14 protein-coding genes are annotated in these 16,225 nt (G+C 53.2%); 10 read left to right on the top strand and 4 right to left on the bottom strand.

Annotated elements, in window-relative coordinates; genetic code table 11:
• Positions 1 to 242 precede the first annotated feature (242 nt).
• The 6 genes from DWX59_RS02670 (at position 243) to DWX59_RS02645 (ending at position 7,061) form a co-directional block, all read left to right on the top strand.
• A complete protein-coding gene (locus tag DWX59_RS02670; RefSeq protein WP_117555996.1) occupies positions 243 to 1,766 on the top strand; it encodes a sugar ABC transporter ATP-binding protein in 1,524 nt (507 codons plus the stop codon).
• Positions 1,767 to 1,782: 16 nt separating this feature from the next.
• Positions 1,783 to 2,802 carry an ABC transporter permease gene (locus tag DWX59_RS02665; protein WP_117555994.1) on the top strand — a complete coding sequence of 340 codons (1,020 nt, stop codon included), beginning with the start codon at positions 1,783 to 1,785 and terminating at the stop codon, positions 2,800 to 2,802.
• Positions 2,799 to 3,788 carry an ABC transporter permease gene (locus DWX59_RS02660; RefSeq protein WP_117555992.1) on the top strand — a complete coding sequence of 330 codons (990 nt, stop codon included), beginning with the start codon at positions 2,799 to 2,801 and terminating at the stop codon, positions 3,786 to 3,788. The genes DWX59_RS02665 and DWX59_RS02660 overlap by 4 nt, the downstream gene beginning before the upstream one ends.
• Positions 3,789 to 3,872: 84 nt before the next feature.
• Positions 3,873 to 5,054 (top strand): substrate-binding domain-containing protein, encoded by a 1,182-nt coding sequence (locus DWX59_RS02655; RefSeq protein WP_117555990.1) that lies wholly within the window; start codon positions 3,873 to 3,875, stop codon positions 5,052 to 5,054.
• Between the two features lie 62 nt (positions 5,055 to 5,116).
• A complete protein-coding gene (gene lsrF / locus DWX59_RS02650; RefSeq protein ID WP_117555988.1) occupies positions 5,117 to 5,995 on the top strand; it encodes a 3-hydroxy-5-phosphonooxypentane-2,4-dione thiolase in 879 nt (292 codons plus the stop codon).
• 127 nt (positions 5,996 to 6,122) lie between these two features.
• A complete protein-coding gene (locus tag DWX59_RS02645) occupies positions 6,123 to 7,061 on the top strand; it encodes an AEC family transporter (RefSeq protein WP_117557205.1) in 939 nt (312 codons plus the stop codon).
• A 183-nt stretch (positions 7,062 to 7,244) separates the two neighbouring features.
• On the opposite strand, the gene DWX59_RS02640 is transcribed toward DWX59_RS02645, so the two are convergent.
• The 4 genes from DWX59_RS02640 to DWX59_RS02625 form a co-directional block, all read right to left on the bottom strand.
• Positions 7,245 to 8,384, bottom strand: coding sequence for a M20/M25/M40 family metallo-hydrolase (locus DWX59_RS02640; protein WP_117555986.1), 1,140 nt, complete (start codon positions 8,382 to 8,384; stop codon positions 7,245 to 7,247).
• Between the two features lie 15 nt (positions 8,385 to 8,399).
• Entirely contained in the window at positions 8,400 to 9,971 is a 1,572-nt protein-coding gene (locus DWX59_RS02635) for an AbgT family transporter (protein WP_117555985.1), read from the bottom strand.
• Positions 9,972 to 9,987: 16 nt separating this feature from the next.
• On the bottom strand, positions 9,988 to 10,956 hold the full coding sequence (locus tag DWX59_RS02630; protein ID WP_117555983.1) for an aminopeptidase: 969 nt from the start codon (positions 10,954 to 10,956) through the stop codon (positions 9,988 to 9,990).
• A 112-nt stretch (positions 10,957 to 11,068) separates the two neighbouring features.
• Entirely contained in the window at positions 11,069 to 11,716 is a 648-nt protein-coding gene (locus DWX59_RS02625) for a GntR family transcriptional regulator (RefSeq protein ID WP_117555981.1), read from the bottom strand.
• A 256-nt stretch (positions 11,717 to 11,972) separates the two neighbouring features.
• On the opposite strand from DWX59_RS02625, the gene DWX59_RS02620 reads away from it, so the two are divergent.
• The 4 genes from DWX59_RS02620 (at position 11,973) to DWX59_RS02605 (ending at position 16,177) form a co-directional block, all read left to right on the top strand.
• Positions 11,973 to 13,469, top strand: a complete 1,497-nt coding sequence (locus tag DWX59_RS02620) for a gluzincin family metallopeptidase (protein WP_117555979.1) — start codon at positions 11,973 to 11,975, stop codon at positions 13,467 to 13,469.
• Positions 13,470 to 13,729: 260 nt separating this feature from the next.
• Complete coding sequence (locus tag DWX59_RS02615) at positions 13,730 to 14,683, top strand: SpoIID/LytB domain-containing protein (RefSeq protein ID WP_117555977.1); 954 nt, start codon at positions 13,730 to 13,732, stop codon at positions 14,681 to 14,683.
• Positions 14,684 to 14,723: 40 nt separating this feature from the next.
• Positions 14,724 to 15,479, top strand: a complete 756-nt coding sequence (locus tag DWX59_RS02610) for a M23 family metallopeptidase (protein WP_117555975.1) — start codon at positions 14,724 to 14,726, stop codon at positions 15,477 to 15,479.
• Between the two features lie 188 nt (positions 15,480 to 15,667).
• Positions 15,668 to 16,177 carry a CBS domain-containing protein gene (locus DWX59_RS02605; protein ID WP_117555973.1) on the top strand — a complete coding sequence of 170 codons (510 nt, stop codon included), beginning with the start codon at positions 15,668 to 15,670 and terminating at the stop codon, positions 16,175 to 16,177.
• Positions 16,178 to 16,225: the final 48 nt, after the last annotated feature.

Raw genomic sequence — 16,225 nt, 5'->3', positions numbered from 1 at the left:
GGATAAACCGGAATTGATGTGCACTAATTCGATAAAAAACAGAGAAAAAAAGAAAAATGAACCGTATAAACAACTAAAAATAAACAGGGGCCAGACATGTAAAACATGTTAAAATGCTGAAAACCACTTGACAAACTTATGTCATTCCCGTATACTTACAAGTGTTACAAATGTTTTGTGAGCAAACAAAAATATCAAGATTATGAAAAACAATAAAAACAGATGCGCTAAGGAGGGTAAACATGAGTCAAGCAGGAACATGTGATCCGAAAGACATGCTGCTTTCTGCCCGCGGCGTCTTTAAGACATTTGGCTTAAACGCAGTATTAAAAGGAATTGACCTGGATGTCGGCAAGGGCGAGGTGCTGGCTTTGATAGGCGGGAACGGTGCCGGAAAGAGCACCCTGATGAAGATCATCATGGGTATCTACCAGCCCGATGAAGGGGAGCTTGTGATTGCAGGGGATAAGATAAGTTCCTTCAAGCCTTCGGCTATACTTGCAAAGGGGGTTTACATGGTGCCCCAGGAACCCATGCTGTTTCCCAACATGACGGTTGAGGAGAATGTGCTGATCGGCTTTAAGGAAAATACAGGTGCCCTGAGAAAAAGGCTGATTCAGATTATGGACGACATCGGCTGGCACCTGGACCTGACCAGGAAAGCCATGAGCCTTTCCATTGCAGAGCAGCAGCTGGTTGAACTTCTGAGAGGGCTTTTGAGGAATGCCAGGGTCCTGATACTGGATGAACCTACCAGCGCCCTGACATTTGACGAAGTGGAAAGCCTTTTTAAGATAGTGGAGGATTTAAAGCAGAAGGGCATTGGCATCATTTACATAACCCACCGTCTGGCAGAGGTATTCCAGATAGCCACCCATGTGGCAATCATGAGGGACGGTATCATCACATTAAAAGGTCGTGTTGCTGATTTTACCAGGGAGATGCTGGTTAAGGGCCTCCTGCCTCCCAACATGGATGAATCTGAGTTAAAAGACGGCCGGGACACGGCCGGGGCCCTGAACTATGAAGGGCTGGAACCGGTGTTCGAACTGAAGCATTATTCCGGATATGGGTTTGAGGACGTGAACCTGAAGGTGTACCCCGGCGAGGTGCTGGGAGTGGCCGGAGTGGTGGGGGCAGGACGGACCGAGCTGGCCACCACCATATTCGGAAGGGATAAGGTGCTGAAGGGAAAGGCAATCCTGGACGGAAAGGATGTAACCGGTCTTTCCACGGCAGAGGTGCTGAAGGCAGGCATCAATTACGTGCCTGAGGACAGGCGGCTGAACGGATTGTTCGGCATCAGCGACGTGGCTGCCAACACAACCTCTTCCTTATTAAGGGATAAGAAGATGGGCGGGTTTTTCCTGGACAGGAAAGCGGAAAAAGAAGTTGCCCAGCGCTACATCGATGATTTCCGCATCAAGGTCACGGGCCAGGACCAGACAGCCGGAAGCCTTTCCGGAGGAAACCAGCAGAAAATCGTAATCGGAAGGTCCCTTTCCACCAATCCCAAGCTGGTCATCCTGGATGAGCCCACCCGCGGCATTGACGCTGCGGCCAGAGGCGATGTGTATTCCATTATCCATAAACTGAAGGCCCAGGGCGTTGCAATCATGCTGATATCTTCTGATATGGAAGAGATTGTGGAGCTTTCCGACCGGGCAGTGGTGGTATTTTCCGGGCGTATCAAGGGAGAACTGTCCAAATCGGAAATCAGCCAGGCCAGCCTGATGGCGGCATCCTTTGGTGTGGCAGAAGAATGAAAGCAGGTGGAGAGACATGAATCAAATGAAAAAGATAATCAAATCCCATGAAATGAGCAGCTTTTTATTTCTGGCGGCATTGATATTCATTGTGGGATGTGTAAACCCGGATTTCTGGCAGCCGACATCCATCCTGAACTGCTTTAACGACAGCGTGGTGTTTACATTACTGGCAGTGGGCAGCGCTTTCGTCATCCTGACGGGTGAGATTGACGTATCGGTGGGCGCCACCCTGGGCATGTCCGCGGCGGTGGGTGCCACCCTGCTCCGGGACGGAACCAACTGGATGGCAGCCATACTGGCAGCCCTGGCCATTGGGGCCGTGATTGGATTCGTCAATGGACTTGGGGTTTCCGTGCTTCAGATTCCATCCCTTATATTTACGCTTGGCGTGAACGGCGTTGTGCGCGGACTGATTTATGTGTATACAAAGGGGGCGTGGGTGGAGAACCTTCCGGCTGAGTATACAAGGATGTCCAATACCCTGATAGCCGGGCAGCTCACTGCCTTTTACGCGGTGACAATCCTGGTTGTGATTGCGGGCCATCTCATACTGACACAGACCAAGAAGGGCAAATACTTCATTGCCGTGGGTGACAACGCCGCAGGCGCAACCCTTGTAGGCATACCTGCGTCCCAGACCAAGATCATGGCGTACATACTGAGCGGTATATTCGCTGCCGCGGCCGGTATGATTTATACCTCCCGTATCGGTTTCATCACCCCCACCGCGGGCAACAGCTACGAGATGAAGGCAATCGCGGCCTGTGTCCTGGGAGGAATTGCCCTGACAGGAGGGCAGGGAAGCCTGATCGGCGCGTCCATCGGCGCCATCATCATGTCCAGCATCAGCAGGATCCTGGTATTCCTGGGCTTCTCCTCTGATTACGACAATACCATTACAGGCATCCTGCTGATTACCATCGTGGTCATCAACACCGTAACGCAGAACAGGGCCATCCTGAAGAACCGGCATCATATACTGTCAGCAAGGACAGCGGCGGATGCGGATAAAAAAGGAGGGGTTCAGTCATGAAAAAGGCATTAAAAAGCTGGGAGACCGTCCTGCTCTGTATCCTGGTCCTTGAGTTTATCATATTTGCAACAGCTAACAGCAAGTTCCTGATGCCCCGCGTATTATTCGGAAGCATCAACGATATGATTTCCATCTGTATCATTTCCCTGTTCGTCACCTTCGTAATGATAACAGGAGGAATCGATATACAGGCCGGATCCATTGTGGGCCTGACCTCCATTGTCCTGGGCGTGTCATGGCAGGACTGGGGACTTAACATCTGGGCAGCGGCCTGCCTGGGGATTGTGGTGGCAGCGCTGTGCGGCGCCCTTTCCGGATATTTCGTGGCTTACTGCGGGGTCCAGCCCATGGTGGTGACGCTGGGAGGCAGCTTCCTGTTCTCCGGCCTTGCTCTGCTGGTATCCAACCTGTCGGCCACGGAAAGCTACAAAGGCATTAACGGGTTCCCTGACAGCTTTATCAGGATTACCAAGTTTAAGCTGTTCGGCGTCATACCCAACCAGGTGCTTATCTTCCTGGCCCTGGCCGTCATTGCCTACATACTGCTGCATAAGACCAAGTACGGACGGCAGATTTTCCTTATCGGCGTGAACCAGAACGCGGCAGAGTATTCAGGCATTAACAGTAGGCTGGTCATCCTCAGCACTTATGTGCTGTCCGCCATGAGCGCTGCGGTTGCAGGCATTGTCCTGACCTCCTATCTGGGAACGGCCAAGAGCGATATCGGCGCAACACTGACCATGCCCATCATCACGGCAGTGGTGCTTGGAGGCACCCTGAGCACGGGCGGCAAGGGAAGCGTCCTTGGAACAGCCCTGGCAGCAGTGGTAATCGGCGTCTTAAGGTTCGGGCTTCCCCTCTGCTTTAAGGTGAGCCAGCAGTATCTGGATATTCCGGTGGGGCTGATTCTGCTGGTGGTTGTAATCGGACGTTCCCTGGTAAATAACCAGAAGGTCATCGCATTGGTCCATAAAAAGAAAAAATAAAGCAAGGTATTATGGGAACAGGATTTCCCTGTAAATACGAACATATTAAAAAACAATAATAATTTATTAAGGAGGAACAAGATTATGAAGAAAAAATTGTTATCAGTGGTTCTCGCAGGAGCAATGACCGTTTCACTGGCAGGCTGCGGCGGCGGAAGCACCCCTACCACGGCAGCGCCCACAACAGCGGCTGAGACAAAGGCAGAGGCAGCAGAGACAAAGGCAGAAGAGAAAAAGGAAGAGGCTGCAACTGAGGCCCCGGCAGCAGGCGCAGACGTATCCGGCCTGACCGTTGCATTCATTCCCAAGCTGACAGGCAACGCATTCTTCGAGTCCGCTAATAACGGCGCCCAGGAATATTCCAAGGAGTGGGGCTTTACCGTTGATTACCAGGGCAGCGCCAATGCAGCGGTTGCTGACCAGGTTAACGTAATCAACAACGCAGTAGCCAGCGGTGTGGATGCAATCTGCGTATCTTCCGTGGATGCCACCGGACTGGATTCAGCGCTGACAGAGGCAAAGGATGCAGGCGTTACCGTTGTTACATGGGATTCAGACGTTTCCGATACCGCCCGTACCCTGATGGTAAGCCAGGGAACACCGGACCTGTTAGGCAAGATGCTGGTTGACATGGGCGCTGATTCCCTGACCAACCGCGGCAAGGACGTTAAGGCTGATACAATCAAATACTGCTGGCATTATTCACAGGCAACGGTTGCTGACCAGAACTCCTGGCAGGTTGCAGGCGAAGCTTACATCAAGGAAAACTTCCCCAACTGGGAAAATGTTGCTCCTGATAACTATTACTCAGAGCAGGATGCAGAGAAGGCTGTTTCCATCGGTGCATCCATCCTGGAAGCCCACTCTGACATTGACCTGATCATCTGTAACGACTCCACCGCGCTTCCGGGACAGTGTAAAGCTGCCCAGAACAAGGGACTTACAAAGGATGACGTTACAATTACCGGTTTTGCTTCCCCAATGTCCATCAAGGATTACTGCGCTGCAGGCGTTATTGAGCAGTGGGGCCTTTGGGACTGCGGCGTACAGGGCGCAATGGGATGCTACCTTGCAGCTTACCTTGCGGCAGGCAACGAAGTACATGTAGGCGACAAGATTGATATCCCCAGCATCGGCGAAGTAGAAGTTATGCCAAATGACTGCCTGGTTGAAGGCGCATCCACAGCAGAAGTGAACAACGGCGTTGTGCTGCTGCCGGAACGTACCGTATTCAATGCAGACAACATGAACGATTATAACTTCTAAGTTGAAAAAAAGGACAAAATTGATTAAACTGTAAGAAAAGACTTGGAAGGAGATTTTTGATTATGGCTGATTTGGAAGGCGTAAAGGTTGCAAAGGATTATCATGTGGACGTTCCTTTTGCCAATAATGAAGGATTCTATGTAAAGGGGGCCAACCATCTGGACTGGGGCATGAAGAAACATCTGTCCAACATTTTCAGCCCCAAAAGCGGCAATACAGTCATGTTTGCATTTGACCATGGATACTTTATGGGATCCACCGCGGGCCTGGAGCGCCTGGACCTGGTGATTCCCAAGCTGGTTCCTTATGTGGATGTGCTGATGGGCACCAGGGGAGCGCTGCGTTCCTGCGTGTCACCGGACTGCGGCAAGGGCATTGCCCTGCGTTCCACTTCCGGTTCCTCCATGCTCAACGATGATTTATCCCATGAGATCCTGGCAGTTGACATTGAAGACGCAATCCGTATGAATGCAGACTGCATGGCCATCCAGACCTTTATCGGCGCGGACGGGCAGCTGTCCAGCATTGAGAACCTTTCGAAGGCAATCAACCTGGGTATGAAATACAGCATCCCAACCATGGGTGTTGTGGCTGTGGGCAAGCAGATGGAGCGCACGGACCGGTTCTTTAAGCTGGCCACCCGTATTGTTGCGGAGATGGGCGCCAATATCATCAAGACCTATTACTGTGAGAACTTTGAAGAGGTAGTGGCTGCGTGCCCGGTACCCATTGTAGTGGCAGGCGGCAAGAAGCTTCCGGAGAAGGATGCCCTGACCCTGGCTTACAATGCCATCAAAGGAGGGGCCCATGGCGTGGATATGGGAAGGAACATCTTCCAGAGCCCCCATTCCCTGGAGATGGCGGCAGCCATCGGCAAGATTGTGCATGAAGGGTTTACGGATAGGGAAGCATATGAATTCTTTGAGGATGCAATCCACTAAAGGTTTGCTGGGGCGCGCTTCAAACATGCCCTAAGACATGAGAGGATTCAGATGAGCTGTAAAAAGGCAGGCTGCGTTGTTGGCCTGCCTTTTGTTTCAGGATTTTAAGGGAAATGGGGGATGGATAATGGAACTGGCTTTAAAAATAACCCAGATGGTGGCGCCTGTGATTGCCATGATCGGACTGGGATGCCTGTGCATGAAGAAACAGTATATTGACCATAAGGGGCTGGCCGGACTGAAAGGGCTGATTGGGAATATCACCCTGCCGGCAGTGCTGTTCAACGCATTCCTGACAGCCTCGTACAGCATGCGGGTACTGCTTGTGTTTGCAGTGGTCTATGTGGGATTTGGCATTGCCCTGGGATTTGGTTTCCTGACCAGGCGTTTTGTGAAGCCATATGACCGTTTCATGCCCTTCCTGCTCAGCTCGGCAGAGGGAGGGATGCTGGGATATGCGCTCTTTGCCCTGATTGGGGGCAGCGGCGCAACCTCCGTGTTTGCAACGGTTGATATCGGCCAGACCATGTTTGCGTATACGGTGTACCTGTCGGCCCTGAAGATTACGGACGGGCAGAAGACAGGGGCGCGGGACGTGCTTGCGGGCCTTGTGTCCAATAAGGCGTGCCTGGGCATGGCGGCCGGTATCATACTGGGGGTATCCGGGGCCGGGAGCGCCGTCCTGGGTTCGCAGATAGGAGGGATTGTGACAAGCCTCATAAACTTCATCACGGCGCCCACCGCAGGGGTAATCCTGATTGTGGTGGGATATGAACTGGAACTGCGGCGGGAACTGATGGCCCCGGTGGTGAAGACGGTCTTGCTGCGCCTGGCGGTACTGGCGGCAGTGCTGGCAGCGGGCAGCGCCGTCATATTTGCGGCAACACCTTTTGATAAGGAACTTTTCATGGCAATGCTGCTGATATACGCCCTGCCGGCGCCCTTTATCATACCGCTGTTTGCGGACACAGGGGAGGATGGGGCCTATATATCCACCACCCTCTCCGTGGGCACGCTGATGACCGTGGTGTTCTTTATCGGGATTGCGGCTTACAGCGCCGCGTGATGGTTGGTCTGGCGGTCCGGGGATGTGTATGTGGAGATGCGGCCCGGCCCGGTGATGCGTCTGTCTGGAAAATGCGGCCCGGTCCGGGGGCAGGGGTGTCTGGAAAATGCGGCCCAGCCTGGTGATGCGTCTGTCTGGGAAATGCGGCCCGATCCGGGGGCAGGGGTGTCTGGAAAATGCGGCTCAGTCCGGGGCAGGGGCGTGTCCGGGGAATGTGGTGGCCTCCCATAGAAACTGCGCCGTATCATACAGATCCGTCTCTGCCAGTTCCTCCTCTGTTGAATGTCCCCTGGTCATCCCCACGCCCAGGTTCACGGCCATGATTCCCATGGCGTTCAGCGCGTTTGCGTCGCTGCCCCCGCCGGAGGCAGCGGTGAAGGGGGAGATGCCCATGGAGCGGAAGATTCCGGACAGTTCCAAGAGGAAGGGGTGGTCCTCCGGGATATCAAACCCCTCATATAACTGTTCAATCCCATAATCCAGCGCTGCGCCGGATTCATGGCAGGCAGCCTTCAGGCAGTCCGTCATATGGCCGGTCTGGGCCCTGAGTTTTTCCTTGTTCCGGCTTCTGGCCTCGGCAATGAACTCCATGCGGGGATTCACCACATTGGTGGCGCCCACGGCGCTTAGGGTGCCGATATTGGCAGTGGTCTCATCATCCACCTGCCCCAGTTTCATGGCGGCCACGGCCCGTGCGGCCGTGGTGATTGCGCTGATCCCTTCCCGGGGGCGGTTCCCTGCATGGGATGCCTTACCGGTAATCACGGCACGGATTACGGCGTGGCCGGGTGCAGATATGACCATGCGCCCTGGGGGACCGCTGGAGTCCAGTACCAGGGCATTGTCCGCTGCCAGGAGTCGCCGGTCTTTTTCCAGGGCTTTTGCCCCGTACTGCCCGCTTTCTTCCCCTACCGTGAAGATGAGCTGGACGGTCCGGTGGGGAACCGGGTGGTCCTTTAAGGACCTGGCCAGTTCCACCATGGCCGCTGCCCCGCATTTATCATCCCCGCCCAGGATGGTGGGGCCTTTGCTGCGCAGGACGCCGTCCTGTCCCAGCAAAGGTTCGATGCCCTTTCCGGGGGAAACAGTATCCAGGTGCGCTGAGAGGATCAGGGGAGACAGGCCGGGACTGCCTTTCAGGGTGCAAAGCAGGTTCCACCCATTGGAATGGGTGTCCTGCCCATGTCCCTGCCGTATCACGTCCGCGCCCAGGTCCTTCAGGTCCTTTTCCACCTTCAGGCACATTTCCCTTTCATCTCCTGATTCACTGTCAATCCTGACGTATTCCATAAATGTTTCCAATAATCGTTTCCGGTTAACCATGTACGCCCCTCTTTCCTACAGCATCAGCGAAACGCCGGGGCCCAGCGGTAGGCCAAGAACCATCCACAGTGCCAGGAGGACGGTCCACCCAATGAGGAAGATCAGGCTGTACGGAAGCATGGTCGCCACCAGGGTGCCGATGCCGGCATTGTCATCGTACCGTTTTGCGAAGATGATGATGGTGGCAAACTGGGACATAAGAGGGGTGATGACATTGGTACATGAATCACCGATGCGGTAAGCCACCTGGGTCAGCTCCGGTGAGAAGCCAAGGAGCATGAACATGGGTATGAACACAGGCGCCAGTATGGTCCACTTCGCGGAGGCAGAACCCATGAACAGGTTGGCGAATGCGGAGAAGATGACAAACAGGATGATTAATGGTATGGGTCCGATGCCGGAGGCCCCAAAGAAGTTTGCGCCCTTTAATGCGATGATGGTGCCGATGTTGGTGTATTTAAAGTAATTGATGAACTGGGAGGATACAAATACCAGCGAGATATAGGTGCTCATGGAAGCCATGCTTTTGCTCATGGAGCCGCATACGTCCCGGTGGTCCTTAAAGGTCCCCGCCTTTTTTCCGTAAACAACAGCGGGCACGAAAAAGTAAAGTGCAATCAGGATGATGATGCTGTCCATGAAGGGAGAGCCGTCCACCAGGCTTCCTGTTTCAGGGTTGCGGAGGAAGGAGGACTGGGGAATCAGCAGTGCAATCATTCCAATGACCATGATTACCAGGACTATATTGGCTGTCTTAAGGGCTTTGCTTTCTTCCTGTGACATGGAACTGGAGGTAAAGCCGGCAGTGTCTGTCCCGCCATGAAATTTCCCCAGACGCGGTTCCACGATCTTGTCTGTTATGATGGTGCCCAGTATGGTGATGACAAAGGTGGAGGCGCACATAAAGAACCAGTTGCCGGTGGGCTGCACCGTATAATTGGCATCCACGATGCGGATGGCCTCATTGGTAATCCCGGAAAGCAGGGGATCCAGGGTGCCCACCAGCAGGTTGGCCGAGAACCCGCCGGAAACACCTGCAAAGGCTGCCGCCAGGCCGGCCATGGGGTGGCGGCCATAAGCCATGAACATCAGGGCGCCGATGGGAATCAGCACCACATAACCCGCGTCTCCCGCCACATTGGACATACAGCCCAGGAAGACCACCACAGGTGTGATCAGGGCGGCCGGTGTGATTTCCACGGTTTTGCGCAGCAGGGAGGATATCCAGCCGCTCTGTTCCGCCACGCCTACGCCCAGCATGGCCACCAGCACGGTGCCCAAGGGCGCGAAGCCGGTGAAGTTCTTCACTGCATTGGTCATCATGTAGACAATGCCGTTGGTATTGAACAGGCTTTTGATGGTAACGATGGTGTGCTCCACTTCACCGGTTTTGCTGTTGATCAACTCGCCTTCTGCGGAAACGCCCATGGCGTGAAGCAGCCCGGAGATGACCACCACGCCCAGTGCGAAGAGGCCGAAGAGCACGATTGGGTGGGGCAGCTTATTGCCCGCCCGTTCCACCACGTCCAGGAACCGGTTGAACAGGGACTTATTCCTTGCTTTTTCCTTTGCTTTTTCTTTTGTCATATTCCACATCCTCCTCCTACAGTACGACTTTTCCGTCTTTTAAAATCATTTTTCCGTCAGCTGTTACGGTTGCATCCTTCATGATCAGGTCATAGTGGCAGGCTGCCTTGACCGTGCCGCCCAGGGTGATGCTGGTCCCGATGCCGATGTGGGCAGTGCCGTAAACACCTTCATCTTCCAGCATGAAGCCCATGAAGCGGCAGTTTGGATTCAACCCAAGGCCCATCTCCGCCACATTATAGACATTGGGGTCCTGTTTGCTGTCCAGGTCCTCCTTTAACATCCTGGCCTGGCGGCCGCCTTCGATGGAGGTGATCATTCCGTTTTCAACCACACAGCGCACCGGTTCGTCCAGGACGCCGATTCCTATGTAAGGAATGCTGCCGTCCGCCACAATGACCCCGTTGGCAGTGCCTTCCAGAGGCGAGACATTGGCCTCTACCGTGGGTATGGTTGAGAATTCCCCTTTTTCCACCATGCAGTAAAGGGCGTTGCCGCGTCTGCCCGCCGCGCTGTAGTACAGGTCGGTGCCCATGGCAGTGGTGAGATGGATCTTTTCCGAGCCGGCCAGTGCGGCTGCCACGGCTTTGCACTCTGTCCTGGCTGCCTCGAAGTCAGCCTCGATTCCGCCGTGTATCATCATGTCCTCTGTGAACTGGGTCAGCACCACGCCCCGGGAACCGCCTGCAATGGCGTCCTTAACGGCGTGGGTGTGGGTGATGGACCTGCCCACCACGGATATGAACGCATCGCTGGCCTTCATGGCAGCTGCAACCGGAGCCGGCGGCTCCTGGCCGTCCGTGTCACGGGGGACCATGACCTGCAGGATGGGCTCTGCCTGGACCCGGTATACGGCTGCGGCAATGGCCTCTGCAATGGACAGGCGGGATGCTTCCGTGATGATCAGCACCTTCTCGCCCGGTTTTACTTTGACACAGGTGGATACCACCTTGTCGGCCCCGCGGGCCATCAGTATTTTCTTCATTCTGTTACCTCCATTCCAATGATATTATATATGTGCCTTCCTGATATGGATTTCAGGATGGATATTCAATATTAAATATTCTATAGAATATTACAGGATAAAAAAAGAAGGATTACCTTCTCTTTTTCATATAGGCAAGCCCGTTGTCCAGATGGACGGACATGGCCCTGACCGCCTTATCCTCATCACAGTCCAGGAAGGCCTGGACAATGCGCTGGTGTTCGGATAGTATCTCCTGCTCGCGTTTGGGGTCCATGGCCGAGTACTTCATGTCCCGGAGGATGACGGTGCTGAGGGAATCCATCAGGCGGATCAGGACCTTATTGTCCGCTGCCTGGTAGATGGTCTGGTGGAAACGGCTGCTGTTTTCCGAAGTCTTCATAAAGTCATCTTCGCTGGCAGCGCTGTGGGAAAGATGGACCAGAAGATCCAGCTGCTGGTCCGTGATTTTATGTATGGCTTCCCGGACAGCCATCAGCTCCAGGTTGGCCCGGCATGCATAGGCGTCCATGATTTCCTCATAATCCAGTTCCTTTACCACAACGCCGCAGTAAGGAACGCTTTCAATGAAACCGTCCCGTTCCATGCGCCGGAATGCTTCCCGCACCGGTGTGGCGCTGACAGCCAGCTGTTTGGCCACGTGCTGTTCCTGGAGTTTGGTCCCGGGGGGAAGGGTGCCTTTAACAATGGATTCCACCAGGGTGCTGTATACTTTTTCACTGAGCGGGGTCTTGCCGATTGCTTTTAAATCTTCTATCATGGATGGGTCTCCGGTTTATTTTATATTCTATAGAATATATAGTACTATATGAAAGGCAATGGTGCAAGCACTTTAATGCGTTGATACGAAAAAAAGTAAAAAACGTGAAGGCATTTTTTTACAGATTAAATTTGCGGAACCCATGTATATTGATGTATAATCACAGGGTATCATATTTATGGGAGCGCGTTTCAGCCACGTTTCCAGTCCCATCACTGTTCCGGTATCATGGACAGTCGGACAGGAAGGAGAGAAGATGTCAAAGCCATACCAAGAATTAAAAACATACATGGACAAAGCCATGGCCATCAAGACAGCCATGACCTTATTTGAGTGGGACAATGAGACACTTGCACCAAAGGAGGCAGGGGAACTGACAAGCCAGGTCATCGGCGTATTGTCAGGGGAGTATTTTGAGGCAGTGACCTGCGATGGCATGAAGAAGCTTTTAAAGGAATGCCGGGAGCAGGGCGGTCTGACAGAGGCAGAGGCCGCCAACGTGCGGGAGCTGTCAGAGGAACTGGAGCAGACCATCTGCATCCCCCAGGAGGAGTACCAGGAATTTGCCCGTCTGACGGCCAGGGCCACCAGCGTGTGGGCCAGGGCCAAGAAAGACCAGGACTTTGAGGCATTTGCCCCAACCCTTGAAAAGGTAATCGGGTTCCAGAAAAAGTTTGCAGGCTACCGGGCAAAGGACGGGAAAAAGACCTACGACATCATGCTGGATGATTATGAGAAGGGCTTCTCCATGGAGAACCTGGATGAATTCTTCGGACTCCTGAAAAAGGAACTGGTTCCGTTCCTCAAAAAGGTAATGGAGGAAGGAAAGAAGATTGAGGATGGTTTCCTGAAAGGGGATTACCCGGAGGAAAAGCAGGAGGAGCTGGCCCGTTTCCTGGCAGGGTATGTGGGCTTTGATTTTGACTGCGGTGTCATGGCTGTCAGCGCCCATCCTTTTACCACCAACCTGCACAATAAGGATGTGCGCATCACCACACACTACACGGACAGCGTGGACAGTTCCCTGTTTTCCGTCATCCATGAAGCCGGACACGGCATCTACGAGTTGGGAATCCGGGATGACCTGACCCTTACCCCGGCCGGACAGGGGGCCAGCATGGGAATGCATGAGTCACAGTCCCGGTTCTTTGAGAACATCATTGGCCGCAACCGTGCGTTCTGGGTGCCCATCTATAAAAAGGTGCAGGAGATGTTCCCCGGGCAGCTGGGGCAGGTGGACCTGGACCGGTTCGTGGAGGCCATCAACAAAGTAACCCCGGGCCTGATCCGCACCGAGGCAGATGAACTGAGCTACAGCCTTCACGTGCTGATCCGTTATGAGATTGAGAAAATGCTCATTGAAGAGGACCTGGATGTGAAGAAGCTGCCCGATATATGGGCGGATAAATATGAGGAATATCTGGGCATACGCCCTGAGAACCCGGCAGAGGGCGTGCTCCAGGACATCCACTGGTCCCAGGGGTCCTTTGGGTATTTCCCGTCCTATGCCCTGGGCAGCGCCTTCGGGGCACAGCTGTATTATCATATGAAGAAGACCATGGACTTCGAGGGACTTCTGGCCGACGGCGGCATTGACGCCATCCGTGAGTACCTGAAGGAAAACATCCACCAGTATGGAAAATTAAAGACCAGCCGCCAGATATTAAAGGATGTGACCGGGGAGGACTTTAACCCGGAATATTATGTGCGGTATCTGAAGGAAAAATATACCAGGATTTACGGTTTAAAGTGACCTGGCTGCGCAATGCGCAGGAAACCATATAATACCCTAAATATCGCCCATGGGCCCGGCCCGGTGCGGCGATATTTTTTTGTGCGCCAAAAGGCGGCACATAGGGCGTCCGGCCCGGACATATATTGATGACAGAGGGATTTTCCGGACGCACGGCTGACGGAAAGCAAGTTTCAAACACACCCTGGCGGACAACCAGCCGCTAAGATGGGTGCCGGGGATACGAAAGTACACGCATAGGGAGAGGAGGGAGATAAGGCATGAATAAACGCATCCTATGGGCAGCCCTGACCGGGCTTATGGTGCCCTATGTGGGCACCCTTGCATGGACAGGCACCATACGGGGGGAGGAACTGCACTATGAACAGCAAAAGGAAGTATCCGGCAGACGCAGGATCCTGCTGGACCGGAGCAGCGGTTCTTATTATATGGATATAGAGGAGTATCTTCCGGGGGTCATTGCCAGGCAGATGCCGGTTGACTATGAGCCGGAGGCATTAAAGGCCCAGGCAATCATTGCGCGCACCTATATCTGCCGTCAGATGGAGGCGTCCGGGGAAGGGGATGAGATAGCGGAGTCAGCCCTGGACATGGACTATGTGGAGGCGGACCAGTTAAAAAGCCTGTGGGGCTCCAGCCGTTTTCCTGAGTATTACAGGAAGCTGGAGGACGCGGTAAAGGCCACTTCCGGCATTGTGATGACCTATGAGAACCGGTGCATTGACCCCATGTTCTGCCGGGCCACGGCCGGCATGACAAGGAAGGGTGACTTTACCCATCCTTATCTGGAAAACGTGGATTGTCCGGGAGATGTGGAAGCCGAAGGATATATGCAGATTGCCACATTTTCCAAGGATGACTTTGTGTCCCGTATCAATGGGATCCCGGAAGGTGAAACAGGGGCCCGCACAGTGGACGTGTCACAGATACCGGATACCATACAGATTGTGTCCAGGGACACGGCGGGTTATGTGGACCAGATACAGATTGGAAATGCCGGCTTTTCCGGCGAGGAGGTGCAGTATGCCCTGGGACTCCAGTCCGCCTGTTTTACAATGGAAAGCTATGAGGACCAGATCCGGGCAGTGTCAAAGGGAATCGGACACGGCTACGGCATGAGCCAGGAGTCCGCCAACGAGAAGGCAGAGGCAGGCTGGAAGGCAGAAGATATCCTGAGTTATTTTTATAAAAATATTACTTACATTTCTGAATAAGTCGCCCTGGTTTGGTAAGAATAGTACCGAGGTGATAAACGTGAAAGAGAAAGTAAACCAGATGCTCAAGGATAAGTTATTTCTTGTCATGCTAGTGTTAGGCCTGCTGACTATTGTAGCCGCAGCAGGTGTCATTACCGTACAAAGAGGAAAAGGTACTGAGACAAATCCATACCTTGAAATGCCCCAGCCAGAAATGATTGCCCAGGAGACCACGCCGGAAACCGCTCAGGTGGCAGGCGCATCCGATGCAGTCAAGGATTCACAGAAGGTTACCCCGGCTCCCACCCAGGCAGCTGTGGCAAAGAACGAGAACCAGGGCAATGACCTGGCAGCAGAAGCAGGCGCCGGCAAAGATGCGGCAGATGCGCTGGTGCTTAACTTTTCAGACGCCAGCAAGATGCAGTGGCCGGTAAGGGGCAATGTGCTTCTGGATTACAGCATGGACCAGACCATTTATTTCCCCACCCTTGACCAGTACAAATGCAACCCTGGAATTGTCATCCAGTCTGATGTAAGCACGCCGGTGGCGGCACCAGCCAATGCAAGGATTCTGGAAGTGGGAAGCAATGAGGAAATCGGCAACTATGTTGTCATGGACCTGGGCAATGAATACACTGCTACCTGCGGACAGCTGAAGGAAGTATGCGTGGCCCAGGGTGAGTACCTGAAAGAGGGACAGACCCTTGGTTATGTGTCAGAACCTACCAAGTATTATTCCGTGGAGGGCGTCAATGTATTCTTTGAGATGAAGCATCAGGATAAGACAGTGGATCCACTGGATTACATGCAGTAAAGCGGACAATGTGTGTGCAGGAAACCGGCAGGGAAACCAGCCGGTTTTTATTCCGTTCCACGTCCGTTGATGGGAGCGGTTATTTGACGCTTCTTAAGAAATTTCAGAGTTTTATAATAATTTGTTCATATTCGGTTCAGAGGCACCCATTATACTGGAAAGAGAATACAGGAAGAAGGAGTGAAAATATGAATATATTATTTTTCCTGACTCCTAAAAGTGACGTGGCGTATATAAGTGAAGATGATACGTTAAGACAGGCTTTGGAGAAGATGGAACACCATAAGTATTCCGCCGTACCAATTGTCAGCAGGACAGGCCGGTATGTGGGCACACTGACAGAGGGGGACCTGTTATGGGGGATTAAGAACCAGTTCAATCTGGATTTGAAAGGGGCAGAGCGGATACCTGTGACCGCTATCCGCCGCCGGTGTGATAACCGTCCGGTGAAGGCAGACGCGGATATGGAGGATTTGATCGGCAAGGCCCTGAACCAGAACTTTGTACCGGTTCTGGATGATCAGAAGTGCTTTATAGGAATCATTACCAGGAAAGATATTATCAAATATTTTTATCAGAAGTGTGAGACGGTAAAGGAACAGGCAAAGAGCTGCCTGGATAAGGGGGAAAAGGAACATAAAAAGACAGACCTGTCCGAGGTGGTAAAGCTTCGCAGTCAGGAAAGGGCTTTGGTATGATGATTGTGCATGGGTACAATGATCATACATAGAAGGGAAGCAGAACCG

Origin of the sequence: Enterocloster aldenensis (assembly GCF_003434055.1) — a bacterium.
Taxonomy (GTDB): domain Bacteria; phylum Bacillota; class Clostridia; order Lachnospirales; family Lachnospiraceae; genus Enterocloster; species Enterocloster aldenensis.
Note: the sequence above shows the minus strand (reverse complement) of the source record. Positions and strands in the feature narration are given on the sequence as shown.